Source organism: Streptomyces sp. NPDC003327, assembly GCF_053589515.1.
The window spans coordinates 14,766-37,976 of record NZ_JBSFSA010000043.1; the positions used below are offsets into that span (position 1 = coordinate 14,766).

Below are 23,211 nucleotides of genomic sequence, written 5' to 3' on the forward strand. Positions count from 1 at the left end.
GGCGGGCACCGCCGTGCCGATCCTCATGTACCACGCCGTCGACGGGGACCCGGCGCCCGCGACCCTGGGCCTCTCGGTCACGCCCGAGGCCTTCGCCGCGCAGATGGACGTGGTCGCACAGCGCGGGTTCACCCCGCTCACCACCGCGGCCCTGGCCGCCGCCTGGCGCACCGGGGGTCCACTGCCGGAGCGCCCGCTCCTCATCACGTTCGACGACGGTTACGAGGGGGTGCACCGGCACGCGCTGCCCGTGCTGGCCCGGCACGCCTTCGCGAGCACGGTCTTCGTCTCCACCGGCTGGCTGCGCGGCCGCCACGAACAGGGCGGCGCGCTCGACACGATGCTCGACTGGCGGCAGGTGCGGGAGCTCGCGGAGGCGGGCACGGAGATCGGCGGCCACAGCCACTCCCACCCGCAGCTCGACCAACTCGACGCGGAGCGGCTCCGGTTCGAGACCCTGCGCTGCCGCGAGATCGTCGCCGAGGAGCTCGGCACCGCGCCCGTCTCCTTCGCCTACCCGTACGGCTACTCCAGCAGGCGCGTCCGGGACACCGTCCGCGAGGCCGGGTTCACCCAGGCGCTCGCCGTCGGCAACGCGCTGGCCCGCCGCCGCCAGGGGCCGTACGCCCTGGAACGCGTCACCGTCCGCCGCTCCACGGACATCGAGGAGTTCACGCGGCTCGTCGAGGGGCGGGCGATCGGACGGAACTTCGCGGCGGACCGGGCGATGACGAAGGGGTACGCGCTGGTCAGGCGCGCCCGGGGCGCGGTGCGAGGCCACTGGATCTGACGGCCGACGGCCTCGGCCCCGTACCCGCCGGCCGGCCGTGCGGGCCCGTAATTGCCGTGCGGGGCCGGTTCCGTTGCCGGATCATGGCGGCATGTCCGACACCCCCGCCGTACCGTCCGCGCCGCGGCAGTCGCTGCCCGTCGTCGTCAACCTCGACGACAGCGACTCGCCCGGCGACGTCATCGACGCGCTGTTCCTCGACCGCTTCGCGACCGGGGAGCAGCCGTACGCCCACAGCACCACCCTGGACCGGGCGAGGCCCGACGCGACCCTGCTGCCCGCCGGCGCCCGGGTCGTACGGGCGGCACGGGACGACGACCGCAGTTCGGTGCTGGCCGAGGGCGACGGCTGGACGATCCTCTCCTCCCGCTGGAACCGGCGCGCGGACGTGACCGTCACGGCGACGGACCCGGAGCTGGCGAAACGGATCCTCTCCGAGGCCACGGAGGGGGCGAAGGACGAACCGGAGCCGGAGCCCGACGACGTCACGATGGGGTTCTGGTACGTGGCCCCGCAGCGCGGCCCGCGCCGGATGACCCGCCGGATCAGCGCCGGGACCTGGGAGGAGGTCCGGCCCAACTACGCGGCGCCGGTGGCCGACGCGATGGACCGGCTGATGAAGGTGACCCCCGAGGACATCAGCGGCCGGCTCCTGCTGCTGCACGGGCCGCCGGGGACGGGCAAGACCTCGGCGCTGCGGACCCTGGCGCGGGCGTGGCAGGACTGGTGCCAGGTGGACTGCGTCCTCGACCCGGAGCGGCTCTTCAACGACATCGGGTACCTGATGGACATCGCGATCGGCGAGGACGACGGCACGGCGAAGGAGCGCTGGCGGCTGCTGCTCCTGGAGGACTGCGACGAGCTGATCCGGGGCGGCGCGAAGAACGCGGCGGGGCAGGCGCTGTCCCGGCTGCTCAACCTGACGGACGGGCTGCTCGGCCAGGGGCGGAACGTGCTGGTCGGGGTGACGACCAACGAGGACCTGGAGCGGCTCCATCCGGCGGTGGTCAGACCCGGCCGCTGCCTGGCCCGGATCGAGGTCGGCCCGCTGAGCCGTGCGGAGTCGGTGGCCTGGCTGGGCACCGAGCGGGACGTGCCGCGGGAGGGCGCGACGCTGGCGGAGCTCTACGCGCTCCGGCGCGGCACCCCCGCGGCCGAACTCCCGGAGCCGCGCTCCTCGGGCGCGGGCCTGTACCTGTAGCGGCCCCGCCCCCGGAAAGGGACGGGGCCGGAACGGGCGTCACCGGCTGGGGAGGGATCGCGTGCTAGACCGTGCCGTACGCGGCCCGCAGGGCGTCGGTCACGGCCGCGCCTGCCGCCTCGTGGGTGAGGCCGAGGCGGCGGGCCTCCTCCGCGTACTGGGCGGCGGCGGTGGCGGCCCGGCGGCTCGCCTCGTCGCCCGCGGCGGCGACGAAGGTGCCGTGCCGGCCGCGCGTCTCGATCACCCCGTCCGCCTCCAGGGCCTTGTACGCCTTGGCGACCGTGTTCGCGGCCAGCCCCAGTTGCTCCGCCAGTCCCCGTACGGTCGGCAGCTTGTAACCGACCGGCAGTCGGCCCGAACGGGCCCGCTCCGAGATCTGGGCCCGCAGTTGTTCGTAGGGAGCGGTGGTGGATCCGTGGTCCACGGCGATTGTCAGTGTCACCCCTCCGATTCTGCCCTCACCCCACCGGAAAATGGGAGGCGGCTGCGCGGCCCGCACCCGTAGCGTGCGGGCCCATGACTGTCATCGTCCGTGACGTGCGCCCCGACGACGCCGAGGGGTTCGCCCGCGTCCGTCTGGCCGCGCTTCCCTTCATGCTCGCGACCGCCGAACAAGTGGCGTTCGACTGGGCGCACGCCCATCCCGAGAGCCACTACCGCCCGCTCGTGGCCGTGACCGAGGACGGCACGGTCATCGGGACCGCCCAGGTGGGCCTCGCCCATGACGCGCCGAGGCCGGGCATCGGGTACGTCAACGTGTACGTGGACCCGGCGCGGCGCGGGCTCGGCGCCGGGTCGCTGTTGCAGCGCGCGTCCGAGGAGTACCTCGCCGAGCGGGGCGCGACGACCCTCTACACCTGGGTCCTCGACGCGCCCGCGAACCGTGCCTTCGCCGAGCGGCGCGGGTACGCGCCGAGCCGGTCGGCGCACTTCCTCCGGCTCGACCTGGCCGCGGCGGAGCTGCCGCCGCTCCAGGACCCGCCGGCGGGGGTCGAGCTGTGCCCGGCGGAGGAGTTCGCGGCGGACCCGCGGCCGCTGTTCGAGCTGGACGCGGCGACGACGGCCGACGAGCCGGGTGACGTGGGCGTGGAGATGGACGACTACGCGCACTGGCTGGAGACCACCTGGAACCATCCGCTGCTCGACCGGGCGCTGACGACGGTGGCGGTGGTGGACGGCGTCCCGGCAGCGTTCAGCGCGGCGCAGACGGACGGCCGCGGCCGGTACGGCTCGGGGATGACGGGCACGGCCCCGGCGTTCCGCGGCCGGGGGCTCGCCAAGCTGGTGAAGAACGCGTCCCTGCACCGGGCCCGCGCGGCGGGCTGCACGGAGGCGTTCACCGGCAACGACGCGCAGAACGGGCCGATGCTGGCGATCAACGCGTGGTTCGGTTACGAGATCGCGGCGACGGAGGTGCGGCATGTCCGGGCGCTCGGTTGAGGTCACCCTGCGGAAGGGCGGCCGGACGAAGATCCGCTATCCGGCGGAGGTGCTGGGCGCGGAGGACGGCGCGCGGCTCTCGGTGCGCGCCCCCTGGGCGGCCGAGGGGGTGCGGGACTTCGGCTTCGTGCGGTTCGAGCCGGGGGACGTGTTCGTGGAGCACTACTGGCGGGACCGCTGGTACACGGTCAAGGAGGTGTGGTCAGCCGACGGCGCCCTGAAGGGCTGGTACTGCGACATCACCCGGCCGGCGGAGATCGGTCCGGCGGGGGTGGTGGTCGAGGACCTCGACCTGGATCTGTGGGTGTCGGCGGACGGCAGCGAGGTGCTGCGGCTCGACGAGGACGAGTTCGCGGCGAGCGGGCTGACCGCCTCCGATCCGGAGGCGGCCGAGCGGGCCGTGGCGGCCCTGGACGAGCTGGCCCGGCTGGGCCGTGACGGCCTGGTCCGGCTGCTCCGCTAGCGGAGCGTCACGGGCGCTTCCTGGGTGGTCAGGAAGGCGGGCTGCGGCAGTCCGGCCTCGGAGGCGGTGAGCTGCACGAGGGAGGCCTCGACGCGGGCGGCGCCCGGCCGGTAGGCGGGGTCCTTGACGACGGAGGTGTTGATCCAGGTGTGGACGTGGCCGTCGCAGACGGCACGGGTGCCGCCGATGCCGGCGGTGCGGTCGTCCTGGACGAGGGTGGAGCCGACGAAGACGGGGCCCGCGCTGTCGTCGAGGCAGCGGTAGGTGCCGGAGAGGGTGACCGTGCCGTCGGCTCCGATGGTCCCCTCCCCGTGGACGGAGAGGCCGTCCGCCCCTCCCGCGTGGGCGAGGGGGGCGGTGGCGGCGGCCATCAGGGCGGCGGCTGCGGTGAGGGCGAGTCGGACGCGCATGGGAGCGGTTCCCTTCGGTGGGGGGATGTCGCCGCCAGGCATATCGGATTCGGCCGCGCACTGTCCGAAACTCACCCCATTGGGGGCGAGTTGGACGGGCGCCGCACCGATCGTCGTACGGTCCGACCGTCACCCCTCCCGTGCGGCACGGCGCTCCCCGAGGGCGTACCTGAGGCGCTTCTTTCGTCCGCCTTAACGCGGCCCTAAAGGCCGCCGTCAGCCCTTCCCGGGCGGCTAGCGTGCGGGGCGACCCCACCACCCCCCTCCCGTGAAGGAGCTGTCCCCCCATGACCTCACGCCGTACGGTCACGGTCACCGCCGCCGCGCTGGTCCTCTCCGCCCTCGCCACCGTGCCCGCCCTCGCCCACGGGTCGATGACCGACCCCGTGAGCCGGGTCGCGGCCTGTTACGCGGAGGGGCCGGAGTCGCCGGACTCGGCGGCCTGCCGGGCGGCGGTGGCGGCGAGCGGGACGCAGGCCTTCTACGACTGGAACGCGGTGAACATCGCGAACGCCGCCGGGCGGCACCGCCTGCTGATCCCGGACGGCGAGCTGTGCAGCGCGGGCAACGACACGTACCGCGGCCTGGACCTGGCGCGCGCCGACTGGCCCGCGAGCCGGGTGGACTCCGGTGCCCACACCTTCCGCTACCGGGGCACCGCGCCCCACCGGGGCACGTTCGAGCTGTACGTGACGAAGGACGGCTACGACCCGTCGAAGCCGCTGACCTGGTCGGACCTGGAGGAGAAGCCGTTCGCGACGGCGACGGACCCCCGGATGGAGAACGGCGAGTACGTCATCCCGGGGACGCTGCCGGAGAAGTCCGGCCGGCACCTGATCTACTCGATCTGGCAGCGGTCGGACTCCCCCGAGGCGTTCTACACCTGCTCCGACGTGGTGTTCGGCCAGGACGGCGGCGGTACGGACGGCGGCGGTACGGCTCCGGCGGCGACCGCCTCCGCGCCGAGCGAGGAGCAGTTCGAGGACGGCGCGGACGAGTCCTCGGTGGAGCACGGCGGCCACGGCGACGACGACGCGTCGACCGGCCCCGGACGGACGGCCGCGGCTCCGGAGGCCACGGCCGCGCCGGAGCCCCCGGCGACGACGGCGGCCCCCGGGGCGGCCGCCACGACCGCGCCGCCCGTCGAGGACTTCCCCAACGCGCCCGCGCCCGCCGCCGTGCCGGGCTCCGGCACGGAGCTGGCCGAGACCGGCGGCGACACCGCGACCCCGTACCTCGCGGTCGGCGGCGCCGCCGTGCTCGCGCTCGGCGCGGCCGTCCTCTTCGGGACCGCCCGGCGGCGCACCGGCCGGGGCTGACGGTCAGCCGACCACCGAGAGACAGGTGGTCGGGGTCGCGTGGGCCGGGTCGAGGGCGTTGGAGACCTCGTGGAAGGCGACCCGGTCCACCGTGCCGATCGCCACGTGCTCGGAGAGGTCGAGCGCGCACCTGTCCTGGATGAGGACGTTGGTGACGTTCGGGCCGGAGAGGTACTGCGAGCGGTACGGCGTGACGACCTGGTCGTACTGGGTCGCGATGACGTGGTAGCGGACACCGGGCACGGTGTCGCCGCCCTCGTTCAGCGCGGTCAGGAAGGCCGAGCCGGCGATCTGGTCGGCGAGGCCGGGGGTGGCGGAGCTGATCAGGTCCTCGGCGCCGGGGAAGTACGGCAGCAGTTTGGTGAGGCCGAGCAGGGTGGTGCCGTGGTTGTCGGGGGCGATCCCGACGAGGGCGTTCACCTTCTCGGCGCCGCCGAGGAACTTGAGGTACCAGCGGGGCATCATGCCGCCCTGCGAGTGGCCGACGAGGTCGGCCTCGGGGGCGCCCGTGGCGGCGAGGACCCGGTCCACGAAGGCGTCGAGCTGCTTCGCCGACTCGGCGATGGGGCCGAGGCCGTGGAAGAAGGGCACGTGCGGCAGTTGGCCGTAGTCGAGCGAGTAGACGCAGTAGCCGCGGTGGACGAGGTAGGGCGCGAGGCCGAGCCAGTTGTCGACGGAGTTGCCGAAGGTGCCGTGGACGAGGACGACCGGCCGGGGGTGGGCGGCGGAGGGCCTGCACGACCAGTCGTTCCAGCCACGGCTGGGCGCGGTGTCGGCCTGGGCGGTGGCGACGGGGGCGGCGGTGGCGACGGGGACGAGCGTGGCGGCGGCGGTGAGGAGCAGGACGGACAGCGCTCTGACGGCGCGCTTCCAGGGCTTCCGGGGCAGCATCGGGCGATCTCCTTGCGGCTCAAGGGGAAGGTGGGGGTGCTGTGCCCTGCGGTCCGGACCACAAGTGGGGATGCGCTTCAGCCAAGCTACGCACGGGTAGCCTGCGCTGGGAAGTTACGCGTCGGTAAAAAGTCCTGTGTCCCCGTCAGGCGGCCCTCGGCCCTGCGGAGGGCGCCGCGAGGGAGCCCGGCAGCACCGCGCGCGGCCCGAACTTCGCCCGTGCCCGGTCGGCCACCGCCTCGATCCGGCGCGCCCGGTCGTCGGCGGGGTCGAACGAGAGCTGGTGCGCGGCGCCCTCGGCCGGGCCGAGGCCCTCGGCGCGCAGCGCGATGCCCCGCACCCGGGCCCGCTGGAGGCCGTACGAGTCGTGGATGGCGTACGCGAGGGCGGTGAGCGCCGCCGTGTGGGCGGTCGGCTCGGGCAGGGTGCGGCTCCGGGTGGTCGTGGTGCGGTCGGCGTACCGCACGGTGACGGCGAGCCCCCGGCAGACCTGGCCCTCGGTCCGCAGCAGGGCGCCGAGTTCGGTGGCGAGCGAGAGCAGGGCCCTGCGGTGTTCCGTACGGTCGAGTTCGTCGTGCGGGAAGGAGCGTTCGGCGGCGACCGAGCGGGAGGCCGCGTTCGGGACGACGGGGGTGCGGTCGACGCCCCGGGCCCGCTCCCACAGGTCGCGGCCGGTCCGGGCGCCGACGAGCCGCTGGAGGACGGCGAGCGGGGCGTCGGCGACGCGGCCGACGGAGTCGAGTCCGTAGCCGCAGAGGGTACGGGCGGTGGCGCGGCCGACGCCGTCGAGCGCGACGACGGGGCGGTCGCGCAGGAAGGCCGCCGGGTCGTCGACGGTCAGGGTGATCCCGGGCCGGGCCTCGCGGGCGGCCATGCGGGCGAGCATCGGGTTGGGTCCCGCGCCGATGACGCAGTCGACGCCGTACAGGGCGAGGGCCCGGACCCGGATCACGGCGGCGAGTTCGGCGGGGGTGCGGTCGAAGTAGCGCAGCGCGCCGCGCACGTCGGCGAGCAGCCCGTCGGGCGGGGACGCCTCCACGACGGGGGTGAACTCGCCGACGAGCTCGACGAGTCGGGGCAGGAGCACCTCGCCCGCGGGGTCGAGCCGGAACCGTACGCAGAGGATCATCCCGCGCTCCCGGGGCTGCTGTGCCAGAGCTTCCGCGCCGGTGTGGCGGCGCCCTCGCCGGCCGGTCGGAGGTCGGCCCAGGGGTTCATCTCGTAGCCGGTGGGCAGGGTGATGCGGCGGCCGTTGTCGGTGGTCTCCCCGGTGGGGGGCGGGGTCTCCGCGAGCCGCTCCCCCACCGCGGCGAGGCCGCCGGAGGCCCGCAGGTCGACCAGTTCGGCGAGGTTCCAGGCGGCGGTGCCGACGACGCTGACGCTGCGCGGGCCGCGCCGCTGCACCACGCCGCGGACCAGGAGCAGCCAGGAGTGGAAGACGGTGTGGGCGCAGCGTTCGTGGGCGTCGTCGAAGAAGGCGAGGTCGACCAGGCCGGTGCCGTCGTCGAGGGTGGTGAAGATGACGCGCCTGCCGGAGCGGATCGGCGGGGTCTGGGTGGCGGCCTTGGCGCCCGCGACCAGGACGGTCCTGCCGTGGGGCGCGGAGCGCAGCCGTTCGGCGGAGAGGACGCCGAGTTCGCGGAGGAAGTCCTGGTGGTCGCCCATGAGGTGGCGGGAGGCGTCCATGCCGAGGACGCCGAGTTCGGCGCTGAGGCGCTCCGACTCGTCGAGGTCCGGCAGGCCGACGGGCGCGGTCTTCCGGCCCTGGGCGAGAGGGAGTTGGCCGCCGTAGGAGGCGGCTCCCCGCTGGGTGCGGTGGAGTTCGGTGAGGTGCAGGAGGAGGTCGCGGCGGTTGGCGCCGAAGGCGTCGAGCGCGCCGACCTGGGCCAGGCGTTCGGCCACGGGCTTGCGGGGCCTGGCCCGCTCCCAGAAGTCGAGCAGGGAGGCGTAGGGGCGGCCGGCCTCGATGCGGGCGCTCTCGGCCTCGCTGATGCCGTGGACGTCGGCGAGGCCGAGCCGGAGGCCCCACACCGCGGGCTTCCCCTCCTTCGCATCGGACACCAGTTCGATACGGTGGGCGGCCGCCGACCGGTTCACGTCCAGCGGCAGCAGCGGCACCCCGCGGCGCCGCGCGTCCGCGAGCAGCAGCCGCTTGGGGTACATGCCGGGGTCGTGGGTGAGCAGCCCGGCGTAGAAGGCGGCCGGGTGGTGGGCCTTGAGCCAGGCGGACTGGTAGGTGGGCACGGCGAAGGCCACGGCGTGCGCCTTGCAGAAGCCGTACGAGCCGAAGGCGGCCACGATCTCCCAGGTGCGGGCGACGGTCTCGGGGGCGTACCCCCGGCGCTCCGCCTCCCGGGCGAACCAGACCTGGATCCGGCCCTGGGAGTCGGGGTGCGAGAGCCCGCGCCTGACCTGGTCGGCCTCGTCCCGGCCGCAGCCGGTCATGATCCGGACGATCTCGATGACCTGCTCGTGGAAGACGACCACGCCGTACGTCTCCTTCAGGGGTTCCTCCAGGTCGGGGTGGGGGTAGCGGGCGGGGGCGCGGCCGTGCCTGGCCTCGATGAAGGGGCGGACCATGTCGGCGGCGACCGGGCCCGGCCGGAAGAGCGAGATGTCGACGACGAGGTCGTGGAAGTCGGCGGGCTGGAGCCGGCCGACCAGGTCGCGCTGGCCCGGGGACTCGATCTGGAAGCAGCCGAGGGTCTCGGTGGAGCGGATGAGGCGGTACGTCTCGGGGTCGCCGGGCGGGATCGCGTCGATGTCCGGGCGGGTGCCGGTGGCGCGCTCGACCTCGGCGACGGCGTGGGCCATCGCGGACTGCATCCGCACCCCGAGGACGTCGAGCTTGAGCAGCCCGAGCTCCTCCACGTCCTCCTTGTCGAACTGGGACATGGGGAAGGGCGCCCCTCCGCGCTCCCCGTCCCCCAGGGGGATCTCGCCGCTGGTGGGGACCACGGGGGTACGGGTGAGCAGCGAGGCGTCGGAGAGCAGCACCCCGCAGGGGTGCATGGCGACCCCGCGGGGCAGCGCGTCGAGCGCCTCGACCAGCTCCCAGAGCTTCCCGTACTTCCGCTTCTCGCCCGCGAGGGCGCGCAGTTCGGGCAGTTCGTCGAGGGCGGCGAGGGCGTCCCGGGCACGGATGTGCGGGAAGGCCTTGGCGATGCGGTCGATCTCGGCGGGGTCGAGGGAGAGGGCGGCACCCACGTCCCGTACCGCGTGGCGGACCCGGTAGGTCTCGGGCATGGCGACGGCGGCGACCCGTTCGGCGCCGAAGCGGTCGATGATCGCCCGGTAGACCTCCAGCCGGCGGGCGGACTCCACGTCGATGTCGATGTCGGGCAGGGCGGTGCGGCGCTTGGAGAGGAAGCGTTCCATCAGCAGGCCGTGCTCGACCGGGTCGGCGTGCGCGATGCCGATGAGGTGGTTGACGAGGGAGCCCGCGCCGGACCCCCGGGCGGCGACCCGGATCCCCATCCCCCGTACGTCGTCGACGACCTGGGCGACCGTCAGGAAGTAGGTGGCGAAGCCGTGGTGGGCGATGATGTCCAGCTCGTGGTGCATCCGGTCCCAGTAGACCCGGCGGTCGGGGCGGCGGTCGTACCCCTTCAGGAGCATCCCGGCGGCGGCCCGGGAGGCGAGCACGCGCTGGGCGGTGCGGCGGGCGGCGCCGACGAGGTGCCCCTCGGGGAAGTGGGCGACCCCGAAGCCGAGGTCGTCCTCGGGGTCGACCAGGCAGGCCGCGGCGACCTCCTCGGTCCGGTCGAGCAGCCGGTGGGCGGCGTCCCCGCGGAAGCCGGCGGCCTCGACGATCCGCTCGGCGACGGCCAGCATGCCGTCGGGGCCCTCGGCGCCCTTGAGCCAGGCCTCGCCGCTGTCGAGCCCTTTGCGGGGGTCGACGGGGACGAGGCGGCGGGCGGAGTCGAGGACGTCGGCGACCGGCCCCTGGCCGGGGTCGGCGTAGCGGACGGCGTTGCTGAGGACGGGGCGGACGCCGTGCTCGGCGGCGAAGCCGACGGTGCGGGCGGCGAGCCGCAGGGAGCCGGGCCCGGTGCCGGTCAGGCCGTGGTGGACGGCCTCCAGGCACAGCGCGTCGCCGTACCGCTCGCGCCAGGGGGCGACCAGCCGGGCGGCCCGGTCGGGGCGGCCGGCGGCGAGGGCGCGGCCGACGTCGGAGTGGGGGCCGAGCAGGACGGTGACGCCCTCCTCGCGCAGCTCGGACCAGGGCAGCCGGGGGCTTCCGGACCCGGCGGCGTGGGCGGCGGTGACCATGGCGCAGAGGGAGGCCCAGCCGCTCCGGGAGCGGGCGAGGAGGACGGCGCGGGGCGCGGACTCGTCGACGAAGGCACCGCCCTTGACGGGGACGCGCCGGGCGGAGCCGCGGTCGGCGCCGACGGCTCCGGGGGTGCCGGGGGCCTCGGGGGTGCCGTGGGCGAGGTCCACGCCGAAGAGGGGGCGGACCCCCGCCTCCGCGCAGGCCTTGGCGAAGCGGACGGCGCCGGCGAGGGTGTCGCGGTCGGTCAGGGCGAGCGCGTCCATGCCGCGCTCGGTGGCGCGCTCGGCGAGACGGCCGGGGTGCGAGGCGCCGTAGCGCAGGGAGTGGCCCGAGGCGGTGTGCAGGTGCGTGAAACCCGGCATGGCTGGCGCACCTCCCGCACTCCCGCATCGAATTCGTACATACGTTCCCACCCCCCGCTCCCACCCTAACCCATTTTCGAACGTCCGTACGATAACCGGGGCGGCGCGGCCCCGGTCAACCATTCGGCCCCCACCCACCTGCGGAAACACCTCCCTCCCCGGAGCGTGGGGGCATGAGTCTCGTCGACGAACTGAAAAGCGCCGTCACGCCCCGAGCCGCCCTGCTCGTCGTCGGCGTCTTCGCCCTCCAGCTCCTGTTCATCGCCTCGTACGTCGGGGCCCTGCACCACCCGAAGCCGACGGACGTGCCCTTCGGCGTGGCGGCCCCGCAGCAGCTCTCGGCCCGGCTCGTCGGGGAACTGGAGAAGCTCCCCGGGGCGCCGCTCGACCCGCGGGCCGTCACCGACGAGGCCGAGGCGCGGAAGCAGATCATGAACCGGGACATCGACGGGGCCCTCGTCGTCGCCCCCGCCGGCCGCACCGACACCCTGCTCGTCGCCTCCGGCGGCGGCACCGTGCTCTCCTCCGCCCTGGAGACGATCCTCACCCGGGTGGAGGGCACCCAGGGGCGCACCGTGCGGACGGTCGACGTGGCCCCCGCCTCCCCGGAGGACTTCGACGGGCTCTCGGCCTTCTACCTCGTCGTCGGCTGGTGCGTCGGCGGCTACATCTGCGCCGCGATCCTCGCGATCAGCGCGGGCTCCCGGCCCGCCAACCGGGAACGGGCGGTCATCCGGCTCGGCGTCCTCGCGCTCTACGCGGTGCTCGGCGGCCTGGGCGGCGCGGTCATCGTCGGCCCGGTCCTCGGCGCCCTGCCCGGCAGCGTCGCCGCCCTGTGGGGCCTGGGCACCCTGGTGGTCTTCGCCGTCGGCGCCGCCACCCTCGCCCTCCAGTCCGTCTTCGGGATCGTCGGCATCGGCCTGGCGATCCTGCTGATCGTCGTCGCGGGCAACCCGAGCGCGGGCGGCGCCTTCCCGCTGCCGATGCTGCCGCCGTTCTGGAAGGCGATCGGCCCCGCCCTGCCGCCGGGCGCGGGCACCTGGGCGGCGCGCTCGATCGCGTACTTCAAGGGCAACGACATGACCGCGTCGCTGCTGGTCCTCTCGGCCTGGGCCGTCGTCGGCGCGGCCGTGACGCTGGTGATGTCCTCCCTGCGGCGCAAGCCGGAGGCGGAGCCGATCGCCGGGGAGCTGGGCGAGGTCAGGGCGGCCTGAGGGCCCGGGCCCCGCGGCCCCGGGGATTCCGGAGACGACCGTCCCTCCGGCCGTCGGAACGGCCGGAGGGACGGGAGGGACCGCGGTGCGCGGGGGGGAGGGTCAGTACACGCTGACGCCGTACGCGCTCAGGGCCTCCGTCACGGGCTGGAAGAACGTCGTGCCGCCCGTGGAGCAGTTGCCGCTGCCGCCGGAGGTGAGGCCGATGGCGCGGCTGCCGGAGTAGAGCGGGCCGCCGGAGTCGCCGGGCTCGGCGCACACGTTCGTGCGGATCATGCCGTAGACGATGTCGCCGCCGCCGTAGTTCACGGTGGCGTTGAGGCCGGTCACCGAACCGCTGTGGGTGCCGGTGGTGGAGCCGCGACGGGTGACGGACATACCGACGGTGGCGTTGGCGGCGCTGGTGATGTCGACGCTGCCGACGCTGCCGGACTTGGTGACGGTGCTGTTGGTGTAGCGGACGATGCCGTAGTCGTTGTTCGGGAAGCTCGACCCGGCGGTGGTGCCGAGGACGGTCGTGCGGGAGGAGTTGGAGTACCAGGTGCCCGCGCCGTCGGTGCAGTGACCGGCGGTCAGGAAGTAGTACGCGCCCGCGCTGTCGCGGACGTTGAAGCCGAGCGAACAGCGCCAGCCGCCGTCGGCGTAGATGGCGTCGCCGCCGGAGATCAGCTTGGTGAACTTGCCGGGGGTCCGCTCGACGCGGAGCGCCCCGGCGTTGGCGCCCGCCCGCTGCTTGATCCGGGCGATCTCGGCCTGGGAGACGGTGGAGTCGGCGGTGACGACGACCTTGCCGGTGGCGGAGTCGACGTGCCAGGCGGTGCCGGCGACGTCGGCGGCGAGGACGGCGTCACTCGCCGCGGCGAGCTGGGTGGCGCCGAAGGTCTGCTCCGTACCGGCGTTCGCGGTGGGGACCGCGAGGCTCGCCGCCGCGGCGAGCCCGGCGGCGACGGCGAGCATCCGGACCTTGCGGGTGGAGGTGGTGCGCTGGGTCCTCACGTCTGGTTCCTCCTGGGTGGGGGGGATGGATCAGTGGCGGGGATCGTTCAGCGTGGGTCCTCGGTCGCGGACCGGGATCGGCCGCGGACCGGGCTCGGGATCGGGATCGGTCGCCGACCGGGATCGGCCGGGGACCGGGGCCGGTCACGGCCGGGGGCGGTCATGGACCGGATCGGCCGGAGGGTGGGATTCCCCGGCCGCGACGGGGTCGGCGCGTCAGTAGAGGCTGACCCGGTACTTGGCGAGGGCCTCCGGCACCGGCTGGTAGAAGGTGGTGCCGCCGGTCGAGCAGTTGCCGCTGCCGCCGGAGGTGATGCCGAGCGCCTTCGTGCCGTCGTAGAGCGCGCCGCCCGAATCGCCGGGCTCGGCGCAGACGTTGGTCTGGATCATGCCGCGGACGGTGCCGCCCCCCGAGTAGTGGACGGTCGCGTCGAGACCGGTCACCGTGCCGCTGCGGGTGCCGGTGGTGGAGCCGGAGCGCTTGACCGGCTCGCCCACGTAGGCGTCGGCGGCGGTGAAGCCGCCGGTGTGGCTGAGCGAGGCGTTGTCGTACCGGACCAGGGCGTAGTCGTTGCCCGGGAAGCTGGACCCGGTGGTGGCGCCGATCAGGGTCGACTGCGCCGAGTTGGCGTACCAGGTCTTCACCACGTTGCCGCAGTGGCCGGCGGTGAGGAAGTAGTACGTGCTGCCGCTGCGGACGTTGAAGCCGAGCGAACAGCGGTAGCCGCTGCCGTAGATTGCGTCGCCCGCACCGAGGAGGGGCTTGAAGACGCCGGGGGTGCGCTGGACGCGGAGGGCTCCGGCGTCGGCGCCCGCGGCTCTGCGGAGGGTGGCGAGGCCCTCGTCGGTGACGGTGGAGTCGGCGGTGACGACGACCCGGCCCGCCGCTCTGTCCACGTACCAGGCGGTGCCGCCGATGCCGGCGGCGTCGACGGCGGCCTCGGCACGGGCGAGCTGGGCCGCTCCGGCCGGGCCGGGGACGGGGGCGGCCTGGGCGCCGGGGAGTCCGAGGGCCGTGACGGCCGCGAGTCCCGCGGCGAGGGCGAGCAGTCGGGTGCGGGTGTTCCTCACTGTGCTCCTCACAGTTCTCCTTCTGGGAAAAGCGGAGGGACCCGTGGGTGGCGGGTCCGTGAGGCGCCATCAGGTGACGTGTCCCTGACATGCACCGCCAGTGATACTGACGCGCCCCGGACGGCCGCACAAGACCGCCGTCCGCACGGGCGCCTCCGATCTCGGCGGTCGGGGGCACCCTGTCACCCCCGCGGAGACACGGAAAGACCGGATCCGGTCGCGTCCGGCCAGGTTCCGCGGGGTCCGGGCGGACGTCAGCCGTCGCTCCCCCGCCGCGACGGCGGTGTGCAGCGCGTTCACCGGCGGCGGGAACGGGCCGAGGGAGGGGTCCGGGCAGGCGCACGGCGACAGCGGCGCGCGGCGGAGTCCCCCGTCACGGAGCCGCCCGCCGCCGGGGCCCCGGCGGCGGCAAGCGGAACCGTCGGCCGTCCCGCACGGCCCGCGCGTCCGGACGGGGTCAGCAGTCGCAGCCGCAGTCGCAGCCTCCGCAGCAGCCGTCCCCGCCCTCGCCGCCGCAGGAGCAGCAGTTGCCGCAGCAGTCACAGCAGTCGCAGCAGCTGCCGGGGTCGCACTGGCTGCAGAGGCCGTCCTTCCGCTCCCGGCTCCACGGGTCCTCGTAACTTCCGCAGCACATCTGGCAGGTGCAGGCGAGACCGAGCCAGAGGGCGCACCCGGCGATCAGTCCGCGTCGACCGGGCGGAACGGGCCCGCCGGGCCCGCCCGATCCGCCGGAGCCACCGGGGCCCGGGGACCAGGGCCCGCCCGGCCCGCCCGCACCCGGGTCGGCATACGGGTTCCCGGGCACCGGCCCCGGCCCGTTCGGCGCGTAGGGGTTGCCCGGGACGGGTCCGTGCCCGACGACCGGAGCCCCGTGGCTCCCGTGAGCACCATGAGCCCCGCCGGCCCCGTGGGTCCCTGTGGCCCGGTGGGCCCCGCCGGCCCCGCCGTCCGGCGTCACGTGCGAGCAGCTCGTCGTGCCGAAGGCGCGGTCGACGGACGTGCGGAGTTCGTGCGCGAGCAGGACGTGGAGCAGCTTGCCGTTGCCGAACTCGGCGTCCTTCAGGGCGAGCCGGATGCCGTGCAGGGCGTCGTCGGCGAGGCGGCGGGCCTCCTCGCGGGAGGTACCGGTGGCGGTGAGCGGGTTCCAGGCGCCGCTCGCCGCGTCGGCCGCCTGGTCCTCGACGGCGTCGAGGAGGTGGGCGAGGCGGCCGAAGAGCCGGCCGGCCTCGGCGAGCGGCTCGGCGTTCCCCGGCCGGCCGGCGAGGACGGCGGTGTGCGCGAAGGCGGCGGCGGTGGCGGTCTCGGTCGGCTCGGTGACGACGAGGAGCGGGGTGCCCGGCCCGGCGAGGGCCTCGATCCCGGTCTGGCGGTCCACGGCGTCGACGAGGACGGCGGTGTCGAAGCCGAGGCTCCGGCCGGTCCTGGCCCCCGCCCGGTCCCAGGAGCGGGCGACCCTGCGGGCGGCCGCGGCGACGGGGCGGCGGGCCAGCAGGCCGTCGCGGTCGGCGACGTGGTCCCGTACCTTCGCCGAGGCGAGGACGAGCGAGACGGCGGCGGCGAGGCGCGCGCCCTCGCCGCGGGCGACGGGGGCGGTCCGCATCGAGCGCAGCGGGCAGGGGCCCGCCGTCCGCCGGCCGGCCGCCGTCACCCCCGTCTGAGCCTCCGTCAGGACCGAGACGATGAGGCCGTCGTAGTTGGTGACGATCCGCGCGAACTGCCCGTGGTCGGCGCGCAGCGCGAGGCAGAGGCCGCAGAGGTGCGCCATCCACTCGGTCCTGAGGCCGTCGGTCAGCCGGTGGGTGCAGGGTCTGACGATGCCGAACAAAGGACTCCCCCGTGAGTCGTCGTGAGTGGCGCGAACATGCCGTCCGATGGCCTCGCGGCATCGTAGCGAGCCGTCCCGTTCACCCGGACGCGCCCATCGTCACCCTTCTGGGCCGACTTTCATATTTTCATCTGCATGGCCCTCCCTCAGGCCCCGCATACCGTACGTTTCCTGACGAATCGCCAGAAAAACGGCCTCACGTTCTGCACCAGTACCGTCACGAATCCTCTGCGCGCCGACTATCCACTTGGCGCGCGATCCGCATCATGGTCGACGATAGGGACATGCGGAACCACAAGTGACCGCGCTGGAAGGAGGCGTCCATGGGATCGGTGCGCAAGGCGAGTGCCTGGCTGGGACTCGTCGAGGACAACGACGAGCGTTACTACGACGACGAGTACGCCGACGGTGCCGAGGGCGGCGACGCCTGGGTGACGGACCCCCGGGTCCGGGTGGCCACGGACACCGCCGAGGAGCGAGGCCGTCGGATCGCCACCGTCTCGCCGGACGGATTCCGGGACGCCCGGGGAATCGGAGAGCTGTTCCGGGAGGGCGTCCCGGTGATCGTCAACCTGACCGCGATGGAGCCGAACGACGCGAAGCGCGTGGTCGACTTCGCCGCCGGTCTCGCCTTCGGCCTGCGCGGCTCGATCGAGCGCGTGGCGACGCGGGTCTTCCTGCTGACCCCCGCCGACACCCAGATCGTCAGCGGCGAGTCGGGCCGCCGCCGACAGGACGGTTTCTTCAACCAGAGCTGAGCGGGTCCGCCGGCCCGGCCGGGCCACCCCGCGTCGTCGGGGTCAGTGCCCCGGACGCCCCGAGCCGGCGGGCTCGATCGCTTCCCTGGTGGCGGGCACCCGCGGCCCGGACGCCTCGACGCACCGCCCCTCGGAGCCGAAGCCCCCGGAGCCCGGCTCCTCACCGCCGGCCCCCGACGACCCACCGGACGCCGCCGACCCCCCGGAAGCCGCCGACGCGGCCTCCCCCGGTCCCCCGTCCTTCCCCGGTCCCGCGTGCGGCGGCGGCGCCGTCCGCTCGCGCTCCGCGCGGTCCACGAGCGCCTCCTGGTCCACCAGGCACTCCATGACCCGGGGCAGCCGCCTGGCCATCACCGCACCGAGCAGCAGCAGCCCGGCGCTCACGCAGAGTGTCAGGTGCAGCCCGTCCACGAAGGCGTGCCGGGCGGCCCGGTGCAGGGCCTCCCCCGCCGCGCCGCCGAGCCGCTCGGCGACCAGATAGGCCTCCCCGAGCGAGTTGGACGCGGCCCGGCCCGCCTCCGCGGGGACGCCGGGGACCGCGGTGAGCCCGGGTGCGTACGCCGCGTTCATCACGCTGCCGAGCAGGGCGATGCCCATGCCCGCGCCGAGCTGGTAGGAGGTCTCGCCGATCGCGGCGGCACCGCCCGCGCTGCTCGGCGGGGCCTCGCTGAGCATCGACTCGTACGCCGAGAAGAGCGTCGTCTGCAGGCCGAAGCCGAGCAGCACGAAGCCGGCCGTGAGCAGCACCGGCCGGTCGTGCTGCCCCATGAACGTCAGCAGCAGCACGGCTCCGGCGGTGAGCACGAAGCCCCAGCCGACCATCCGGCGCGGTCCGATCCGGCGCAGGGTGTACGAGCCGGTGGCGCCGGCGGCCATGGCGGCGAAGGTCAGCGGGAGGAGCCGGAGGCCGGTCTCCAGGGGGCTGAGCCCCAGGACGAGCTGGAGGTACTGGACGGCGATGAGCTCCAGGCCGACCAGGGCCAGCATGGCGAGGACGATGCAGCCGACGGAGGTGGTGAAGGCGGCCCGCGAGAAGAGCCGCATGTCGATCAGGGGGTGCGGGCGCCGCCGCTGGCGCCGTACGAAGAGGACGAGGAGGGCGGCGCCGAGCAGCAGCGGCCCCAGGGTGGCGGGGGTGAGGACCGGGTCCCCCGCGCCCACGCGTTTGACGCCGAGGACGCAGCCGAGCACGCCCGCGGCGGCCATCAGGGCGCCGAGCACGTCCCAGGGCCCGTCGCCGCTGCCCCGGGACTCGGGGAGGAGGCGGCGGCCGAGCGGCAGGATCAGCGCCATGAGCGGGATGTTGATGAGGAAGACGGAGCCCCACCAGTAGTGCTCGACCAGGAAGCCGCCGAGCACCGGTCCGGCGGCGGCGCCGATGGCCGCGACGGCGGTCCAGATGCCGATGGCGGTGGCGCGTTCCCGACGGTCGGGGAAGACGGTCCGGATGAGGGAGAGCGTCGCCGGCATGATCATGGCGCCGCCGACGCCGAGGAGGGCGCGGGCGCCGATGAGGACACCGGGCGTGGTGGCGAGGGCGGCGACCGCGGAGGCGACGCCGAACAGGGCGTAGCCGAGGAGCAGCACCCTGCGGCGGCCGGCCCGGTCGCCGAGCGTGCCGAAGAGGATCAGCAGCGAGGCACAGATCAGGGGGTAGGCGTCGACGATCCAGAGCAGCTGGGTGGAGCCGGGGCGCAGGTCCTCGGTGAGCGAGGGGACGGCGACGTGGAGGATGGTCGCGTCGAGCGCGACCAGGAGGAGGCTGACGCAGAGGACGACGAGGACGACCCAGCGGTTGGCACCGCCGTCGGCGGCACGCGGTCGTGCTGGGGCCGTGATCGTCCGCGACATGTACGTACCTCCCAGTGAAACTCTCGCGCTCGGCGGCCCCGACCAGGGCGTTCGCCCCCGGGCGGCCCGGCATCGACGGGCGAGTGAGCCGTCAGCGTACGCGAGTTCAAGCCCCGAGCGCGTGGCGCAGCTCTCACCCCGGCGGGGCTCCGGGTGTGGCGTACGCCACTCGCGGTTGTCCGCGCGTCGCATGGAATTCCGCACGGACAACCGTGCGAGACATTTCCCGAGGATACAAACAGGCTTACGGATTCGGCCCGTCGGCAATAGGGCGGGAGGTCATCGGATTTCCTGACGGGCGGCCGGAATAAGTCGCTCCGTGAGACCTACTCCACATCACATCGTCATCACGAAGGCACCGGATCGACCGGGCCCGCTACTCACTCCCTGTAACGTCCATTGGGTGCGTACCGACATCTTTGCCCGGCTGGACCGGGAGCCGGAACCGCCGAAGATAGAGGTCCCGCGGATGACCCCGACGCGTCTCGCCCTCTTCGGCGGGACGTCGGCGTTCTATCTCGTCATCGTCGTGGCCGTTCTGCTCTCCACCTGGCTGGTCACCCTCGACTGGAAGATCATGCTCTTCCGGCCGTACCAGCAGTGGCCCGAGCTGCACGCCTTCCTCGACTACTACGTCGTCCTCGGTCAGCGCGGCCCGACGGCCGTGATGGTGGCCGCCTGGCTGGGCTGGCGCTCCTGGCGCCAGCACACGCTGCGGCCGCTGCTCTGCCTCGGCGCCGCGCTGCTCCTGCTGAACGTCACGGTCGGCGCGGTCAAGCTCGGACTCGGCCGTCTCGGCCCCCACTACGCGACGCAGGTCGGCTCCGCCGAGCTCTTCGCCGGCGGCGATATATTCCCCTCCGGTCACACCGCGAACGCCGTCGTGACCTGGGGCATCCTGGCCTACCTCGCGACCACCCCGCGGGCCCGGCGCTATCTGTCGGCGCTCTCCGCGGTGGTGGCGCTGGGCGTCGGCCTCACCACCGTCTACCTGGGCACGCACTGGCTGAGCGACGTCCTGCTCGGCTGGGCCGCCGGGCTCCTCATCCTGCTGGCGCTGCCCTGGTGCGAGCCGGTGATCGCCGTGGCGGAGGTCTGGGTGCTCGGACTGCGCGACGCGCTCGTGGAGCGGCTGCGGGCCCGCCGCCGGCTGGTTCCCTCGCTGCCCGTGGCCTCCGGGGGCCCGCGTCCGGGGTACTTCCCGCAGCGCCCGACCGGGGTCGAGGAGCCGGTCAGGGAGACCGTGGGCATGGCGGCCCGGCGGACCCCTTCGACGCCCGGTGCGGGCGGCTGACCCGTCCCCCCGTTCCGTACGTACGAGAAGGGCCCCGGCCGCACCGGCCGGGGCCCTTCCGCGTGCGTGTCCCTCAGCCGAGCCAGCAGCGGGTGACCGTGCCGTCCTCGACCTCGAAGTTGATGCGTCCCGACAGGTATTCCATGGTGATGATCGAGCCCGGCGGCAGGGCCCTGACGACGCTCCAGCCCCTTCTCCTGGCGAGCTGCTCGGCGCCGTCCGCGTCGAGGCCCACATAGGACTCGGGGGCGTCGCGGGGCGGTTCGGGAGTGCGCGATGTGGGTGCCATGGGCCCCACGTTAGCCTCCCCGGCCTCTTGGCGGTCACGCTTGTGTCACAAGTTCTCGACATATGTTTGACACGCCGGCAGTCACCCGAAGGGACAACTTCCGGCCGTTTCTCCGGCAATTCCCGAGCGTGTCCGGCAGTTCGCACGAGGGCGTTCTCCGCGGCCCGGAGTCCATGCACGACGCGGTAAGTCGTCGGCGAATTCCGTCCCCGTGACGGTGCGTCGAATTGCGCTCCGGGGATGCGCTATGGGGCCGCGTCCGTCGTCCCCACGCTTCCTTTACAGAACGCTTACCGGACGCGCGCTCCCGGAGTGCGCCGTCGCGGAACGTACGCGGCTCACGGGCCCGTCGCGGGCGGCCGGGCGGCGTCCGTCCGGTCGAGGGAGCGGGACAGCAGGTCCCTGAGCGCCCGCACGCGCGCGGTCAGCTCCTCCGGCTCGACCACCTCGAAGTCGAAGCCGAGGAGCGCCACGTGGATCACCATGACGTCCAGGCCGTGCGCCCCGGTCCGCAGCAGGCAGGCGTCGGGGCCGTCCGCCGTCAGGACGCCGTCCAGGGGCCCGACGGCCTCGGCCGCCTCGGCGAGCGGCACGAGCAGCCGGATCGTCGCCTCCGCCGCGTACGCCGAGCGGGAGACGCCCTCGGAGACGTAGGCGGCCAGGTCCTCGGCGGGCGGCTCGCGCGGCGGGAAACGGGGGCCGTGCGGCGGCTTCGGCTCGATCCGGTCGGCCCGGAAGGTGCGCCAGTCGCCCCGGTCCACGTCCCAGGCGACCAGGTACCAGCGGCGCTCGGTGCACACCAGCCGGTGCGGTTCGACGGTCCGGCGGGTGGCGGTGCCCCCGTGGTCCCGGTAGGCGAAGTGGAACCGCTCGCCGTCCCGGCAGGCGTGGGCGAGCTCGGTGAGGACGGCCGGGTCGACCCGGTCCCTGGGCGTGCGGAGGAGCGGCACGGTGACGGCGTTGAGGGCGCCGACCCTGCGTCGCAGCCGCCCCGGCAGGACCTGCTCCAGCTTCGCCAGGGCCCGTACGGAGGTCTCGCCGATGCCCTCGACCCCGTACCCGGCGGCGGCGCGCAGCCCCACGGCGACCGCCACGGCCTCCTCGTCGTCGAGCAGCAGCGGCGGCAGCTCCGCCCCGGCGCCGAGCCGGTAGCCGCCGCCGGTGCCGGGGGCGGCGTGCACGGGGTAGCCCAGCTCGCGCAGCCGGTCGACGTCCCGCCGCACGGTCCGGGTGGTCACGTCGAGCCGCTCGGCGAGGTCGGCGCCGGACCACTCGCGGCGCGCCTGGAGCAGCGACAGCAGACGCAGCAGCCGTCCGGAGGTCTCCCACATGCCCGCCAGTCTCCCAGCCCGCCCGGGCGGCGCCGCTCCCGGTCCCCGCCCCGGCCCCGGTTCAGGTCCCCGGTTCCGGCCGCCCGGCCCGGGTCCCGCTCCCCGCCCGCGCTCAGCGGAAGCGGCGGACCAGGCGGCCCGCGCGGGCCTTCAGGGAGTAGACGGCGTCGACGGCCCGGCCGGCCGCGCGGTGCCGGGCCGCAGCGGCGGGCCCGTGCGTGCGGCGGCCCGCGCCGCGCTCCAGCAGCTCCGTCCACAGCGTCTCGTGGCGCGCGGCGATCCGGGCGGGGTCGAAGCGCTCGGAGGCGGCGAGCGCCGCCCGCGCCGTCTTGGCGCGCAGTTCGTCGTCCTCGACGAGCTCGCGCAGCGCCCGGGCGAACGCCGCGACGTCGTCGACGGGCACGAGCCGGCCGTCGACGCCGTCCTCGATGATCTCGCGCGGCCCGTTCGGGCAGTCGGTGGAGACCACCGGCAGGCCGCAGCGCATCGCCTCGACGATCGTCATGCCGAAGGACTCGCGCTCGGAGGTCACGGCCGCGATCGAGCCCTTGGCCCACTCGGGCTCCAGGGGGGTGACCGAGCCCATCAGGAAGACCCGCTCGCCCAGCCCCCGCTCCTCGATCCGCCGGGCCAGCGGCTTCCTGAGGTCCTGGACGGCGTCGCCGGAGCCGTAGATCCGCAGCTTCCAGTCGGGGTGGTCGGCGGCGACCTCCGCGAACGCGTCGATCAGCACGTCGTACCGCTTGACCCGGGTCAGCCGGCCGGCCGCGACGACGGTCTTCGCTGCAGGGTCGGCGGGCGGCACGGACGGGGCGGGCACGCTGTTGGGCACGGCCTCGATCCGTACGGCGGCCGGCAGGCCGAGCCGCCGGTAGGAGCGGGCGTCGGCCACGGTGACCGTGGTGACGGCGTCGAGCAGCGCGTACTCGTGGCCGATGTCCCGGCGCAGCCGGAAGCTGTGGCCGTCGAGGATCAGGTGCTCCTGCCCGACGAGGACCGGGCCGCGCCGGGCCTGCCGGGCGAGGTGGACGTTGAGCCCCGGGCGGGTGCCGACGAGGACGTCGGCCTCGACGCCGCGCAGGTGCTCCCCGATCCGGGCGTCCGTCAGCGCGCTGTACTGCTTCCAGCGGCCGTCGCCGCGCGGGAACACCGCGGCGGGCCGGTGGGCGTCGGGGTGGTCGCCGTCGTATCCGGGGCTGTCCTTGCGCAGGTCGACGAGGTGACGCAGGGTCACCCCCGAGGGCAGGCCGAGGGCCGGCTGGTCGCGGTGGCGGAACACCGAGACGATCTCCACCTCGTGGCGCTCCGCCAGCTCCTCGGCGAGCGTGAAGGTCGTACGGATCGTGCCGCCGTAGTGGTAGCCGTTGTGGAGCAGAAAGGAGATTCGCATCGCGCTGCCGGTTCCCCCCGGTCAGTTGGTCGGTCGGGGC

General features: G+C 74.6%; 20 protein-coding genes. 8 read left to right on the plus strand and 12 right to left on the minus strand.

The window, feature by feature from the left end; all coding sequences use genetic code 11:
* Positions 1-25 precede the first annotated feature (25 nt).
* Positions 26-790 (plus strand): polysaccharide deacetylase family protein, encoded by a 765-nt coding sequence (locus ACWDVG_RS25910; protein ID WP_451702440.1) that lies wholly within the window; start codon positions 26-28, stop codon positions 788-790.
* A 91-nt stretch (positions 791-881) separates the two neighbouring features.
* Entirely contained in the window at positions 882-1,991 is a 1,110-nt protein-coding gene (locus tag ACWDVG_RS25915; protein ID WP_451702370.1) for a DUF5925 domain-containing protein, read from the plus strand.
* 64 nt (positions 1,992-2,055) lie between these two features.
* On the opposite strand, the gene ACWDVG_RS25920 is transcribed toward ACWDVG_RS25915, so the two are convergent.
* Positions 2,056-2,433 (minus strand): GntR family transcriptional regulator, encoded by a 378-nt coding sequence (locus ACWDVG_RS25920; protein WP_451702372.1) that lies wholly within the window; start codon positions 2,431-2,433, stop codon positions 2,056-2,058.
* Positions 2,434-2,507: 74 nt separating this feature from the next.
* Here ACWDVG_RS25920 and ACWDVG_RS25925 point away from each other — a divergent pair, with 74 nt between their 5' ends.
* The gene (locus ACWDVG_RS25925; protein ID WP_451702375.1) at positions 2,508-3,431 is read left to right on the plus strand and encodes an N-acetyltransferase family protein; all 924 of its coding nucleotides are present in this window, start codon (positions 2,508-2,510) and stop codon (positions 3,429-3,431) included.
* Positions 3,412-3,894, plus strand: a complete 483-nt coding sequence (locus tag ACWDVG_RS25930; RefSeq protein WP_451702377.1) for a DUF402 domain-containing protein — start codon at positions 3,412-3,414, stop codon at positions 3,892-3,894. The genes ACWDVG_RS25925 and ACWDVG_RS25930 overlap by 20 nt, the downstream gene beginning before the upstream one ends.
* Here ACWDVG_RS25930 and ACWDVG_RS25935 read toward each other — a convergent pair.
* A complete protein-coding gene (locus ACWDVG_RS25935; protein ID WP_451702378.1) occupies positions 3,891-4,304 on the minus strand; it encodes a DUF6299 family protein in 414 nt (137 codons plus the stop codon). The genes ACWDVG_RS25930 and ACWDVG_RS25935 overlap by 4 nt on opposite strands.
* A 287-nt stretch (positions 4,305-4,591) precedes the next feature.
* Here ACWDVG_RS25935 and ACWDVG_RS25940 point away from each other — a divergent pair, with 287 nt between their 5' ends.
* Positions 4,592-5,623, plus strand: a complete 1,032-nt coding sequence (locus tag ACWDVG_RS25940; protein ID WP_451702380.1) for a lytic polysaccharide monooxygenase auxiliary activity family 9 protein — start codon at positions 4,592-4,594, stop codon at positions 5,621-5,623.
* Positions 5,624-5,626: 3 nt separating this feature from the next.
* On the opposite strand, the gene ACWDVG_RS25945 is transcribed toward ACWDVG_RS25940, so the two are convergent.
* The 3 genes from ACWDVG_RS25945 to ACWDVG_RS25955 form a co-directional block, all read right to left on the minus strand.
* Entirely contained in the window at positions 5,627-6,514 is an 888-nt protein-coding gene (locus ACWDVG_RS25945; RefSeq protein ID WP_451702382.1) for an esterase/lipase family protein, read from the minus strand.
* A 145-nt stretch (positions 6,515-6,659) separates the two neighbouring features.
* A complete protein-coding gene (locus tag ACWDVG_RS25950; protein WP_451702383.1) occupies positions 6,660-7,643 on the minus strand; it encodes a DNA polymerase Y family protein in 984 nt (327 codons plus the stop codon).
* Complete coding sequence (locus ACWDVG_RS25955) at positions 7,640-11,152, minus strand: DNA polymerase III subunit alpha (RefSeq protein WP_451702385.1); 3,513 nt, start codon at positions 11,150-11,152, stop codon at positions 7,640-7,642. The genes ACWDVG_RS25950 and ACWDVG_RS25955 overlap by 4 nt, the downstream gene beginning before the upstream one ends.
* 173 nt (positions 11,153-11,325) lie before the next feature.
* On the opposite strand from ACWDVG_RS25955, the gene ACWDVG_RS25960 reads away from it, so the two are divergent.
* Positions 11,326-12,366, plus strand: coding sequence for a DUF3533 domain-containing protein (locus tag ACWDVG_RS25960; RefSeq protein ID WP_451702387.1), 1,041 nt, complete (start codon positions 11,326-11,328; stop codon positions 12,364-12,366).
* Between the two features lie 102 nt (positions 12,367-12,468).
* Here the strand turns inward: ACWDVG_RS25960 and ACWDVG_RS25965 are convergent, their stop codons facing one another.
* The 3 genes from ACWDVG_RS25965 to ACWDVG_RS25975 all read right to left on the minus strand — a co-directional run bounded on the left by ACWDVG_RS25965 (position 12,469) and on the right by ACWDVG_RS25975 (position 16,258).
* Positions 12,469-13,323 carry a S1 family peptidase gene (locus ACWDVG_RS25965; protein WP_451702441.1) on the minus strand — a complete coding sequence of 285 codons (855 nt, stop codon included), beginning with the start codon at positions 13,321-13,323 and terminating at the stop codon, positions 12,469-12,471.
* 255 nt (positions 13,324-13,578) lie between these two features.
* A complete protein-coding gene (locus ACWDVG_RS25970) occupies positions 13,579-14,445 on the minus strand; it encodes a S1 family peptidase (protein WP_451702389.1) in 867 nt (288 codons plus the stop codon).
* A gap of 445 nt (positions 14,446-14,890) precedes the next feature.
* Positions 14,891-16,258: a DUF5685 family protein gene (locus ACWDVG_RS25975; RefSeq protein WP_451702391.1), complete on the minus strand. Its 1,368-nt coding sequence runs from the start codon at positions 16,256-16,258 to the stop codon at positions 14,891-14,893.
* A 323-nt stretch (positions 16,259-16,581) separates the two neighbouring features.
* Between ACWDVG_RS25975 and ACWDVG_RS25980 the strand changes: the two genes are divergently transcribed.
* A complete protein-coding gene (locus tag ACWDVG_RS25980) occupies positions 16,582-17,016 on the plus strand; it encodes a cell division protein SepF (protein WP_451702392.1) in 435 nt (144 codons plus the stop codon).
* Positions 17,017-17,058: 42 nt separating this feature from the next.
* Here ACWDVG_RS25980 and ACWDVG_RS25985 read toward each other — a convergent pair whose 3' ends face one another.
* Positions 17,059-18,867 (minus strand): MFS transporter, encoded by a 1,809-nt coding sequence (locus tag ACWDVG_RS25985; protein WP_451702394.1) that lies wholly within the window; start codon positions 18,865-18,867, stop codon positions 17,059-17,061.
* 403 nt (positions 18,868-19,270) lie between these two features.
* On the opposite strand from ACWDVG_RS25985, the gene ACWDVG_RS25990 reads away from it, so the two are divergent.
* Positions 19,271-20,161 (plus strand): phosphatase PAP2 family protein, encoded by an 891-nt coding sequence (locus tag ACWDVG_RS25990; RefSeq protein ID WP_451702395.1) that lies wholly within the window; start codon positions 19,271-19,273, stop codon positions 20,159-20,161.
* A 73-nt stretch (positions 20,162-20,234) separates the two neighbouring features.
* On the opposite strand, the gene ACWDVG_RS25995 is transcribed toward ACWDVG_RS25990, so the two are convergent.
* From ACWDVG_RS25995 to ACWDVG_RS26005, 3 genes are all read right to left on the minus strand, one after another.
* Positions 20,235-20,450 (minus strand): I78 family peptidase inhibitor, encoded by a 216-nt coding sequence (locus ACWDVG_RS25995; protein ID WP_451702396.1) that lies wholly within the window; start codon positions 20,448-20,450, stop codon positions 20,235-20,237.
* A 338-nt stretch (positions 20,451-20,788) separates the two neighbouring features.
* Complete coding sequence (locus ACWDVG_RS26000) at positions 20,789-21,781, minus strand: helix-turn-helix transcriptional regulator (protein ID WP_451702397.1); 993 nt, start codon at positions 21,779-21,781, stop codon at positions 20,789-20,791.
* A 112-nt stretch (positions 21,782-21,893) separates the two neighbouring features.
* The gene (locus ACWDVG_RS26005) at positions 21,894-23,171 is read right to left on the minus strand and encodes a glycosyltransferase family 4 protein (protein ID WP_451702399.1); all 1,278 of its coding nucleotides are present in this window, start codon (positions 23,169-23,171) and stop codon (positions 21,894-21,896) included.
* Positions 23,172-23,211 lie beyond the last annotated feature (40 nt).

Excerpts from the sequence above, each read along its gene's own strand:
- ACWDVG_RS25910 (WP_451702440.1), top strand. The coding sequence starts at position 26 with ATGTACCACGCCGTCGACGGGGACCCGGCGCCCGCGACCCTGGGCCTC.
- ACWDVG_RS25915 (WP_451702370.1), top strand. The coding sequence starts at position 882 with ATGTCCGACACCCCCGCCGTACCGTCCGCGCCGCGGCAGTCGCTGCCC.
- ACWDVG_RS25925 (WP_451702375.1), top strand. The coding sequence starts at position 2,508 with ATGACTGTCATCGTCCGTGACGTGCGCCCCGACGACGCCGAGGGGTTC.
- ACWDVG_RS25930 (WP_451702377.1), top strand. The coding sequence starts at position 3,412 with ATGTCCGGGCGCTCGGTTGAGGTCACCCTGCGGAAGGGCGGCCGGACG.
- ACWDVG_RS25935 (WP_451702378.1), bottom strand. The coding sequence starts at position 4,304 with ATGCGCGTCCGACTCGCCCTCACCGCAGCCGCCGCCCTGATGGCCGCC.
- ACWDVG_RS25940 (WP_451702380.1), top strand. The coding sequence starts at position 4,592 with ATGACCTCACGCCGTACGGTCACGGTCACCGCCGCCGCGCTGGTCCTC.
- ACWDVG_RS25945 (WP_451702382.1), bottom strand. The coding sequence starts at position 6,514 with ATGCTGCCCCGGAAGCCCTGGAAGCGCGCCGTCAGAGCGCTGTCCGTC.
- ACWDVG_RS25950 (WP_451702383.1), bottom strand. The coding sequence starts at position 7,643 with ATGATCCTCTGCGTACGGTTCCGGCTCGACCCCGCGGGCGAGGTGCTC.
- ACWDVG_RS25955 (WP_451702385.1), bottom strand. The coding sequence starts at position 11,152 with ATGCCGGGTTTCACGCACCTGCACACCGCCTCGGGCCACTCCCTGCGC.
- ACWDVG_RS25960 (WP_451702387.1), top strand. The coding sequence starts at position 11,326 with ATGAGTCTCGTCGACGAACTGAAAAGCGCCGTCACGCCCCGAGCCGCC.
- ACWDVG_RS25965 (WP_451702441.1), bottom strand. The coding sequence starts at position 13,323 with ATGCTCGCCGTCGCCGCCGGGCTCGCCGCGGCGGCGAGCCTCGCGGTC.
- ACWDVG_RS25980 (WP_451702392.1), top strand. The coding sequence starts at position 16,582 with ATGGGATCGGTGCGCAAGGCGAGTGCCTGGCTGGGACTCGTCGAGGAC.
- ACWDVG_RS25985 (WP_451702394.1), bottom strand. The coding sequence starts at position 18,867 with ATGTCGCGGACGATCACGGCCCCAGCACGACCGCGTGCCGCCGACGGC.
- ACWDVG_RS25995 (WP_451702396.1), bottom strand. The coding sequence starts at position 20,450 with ATGGCACCCACATCGCGCACTCCCGAACCGCCCCGCGACGCCCCCGAG.
- ACWDVG_RS26000 (WP_451702397.1), bottom strand. The coding sequence starts at position 21,781 with ATGTGGGAGACCTCCGGACGGCTGCTGCGTCTGCTGTCGCTGCTCCAG.
- ACWDVG_RS26005 (WP_451702399.1), bottom strand. The coding sequence starts at position 23,171 with ATGCGAATCTCCTTTCTGCTCCACAACGGCTACCACTACGGCGGCACG.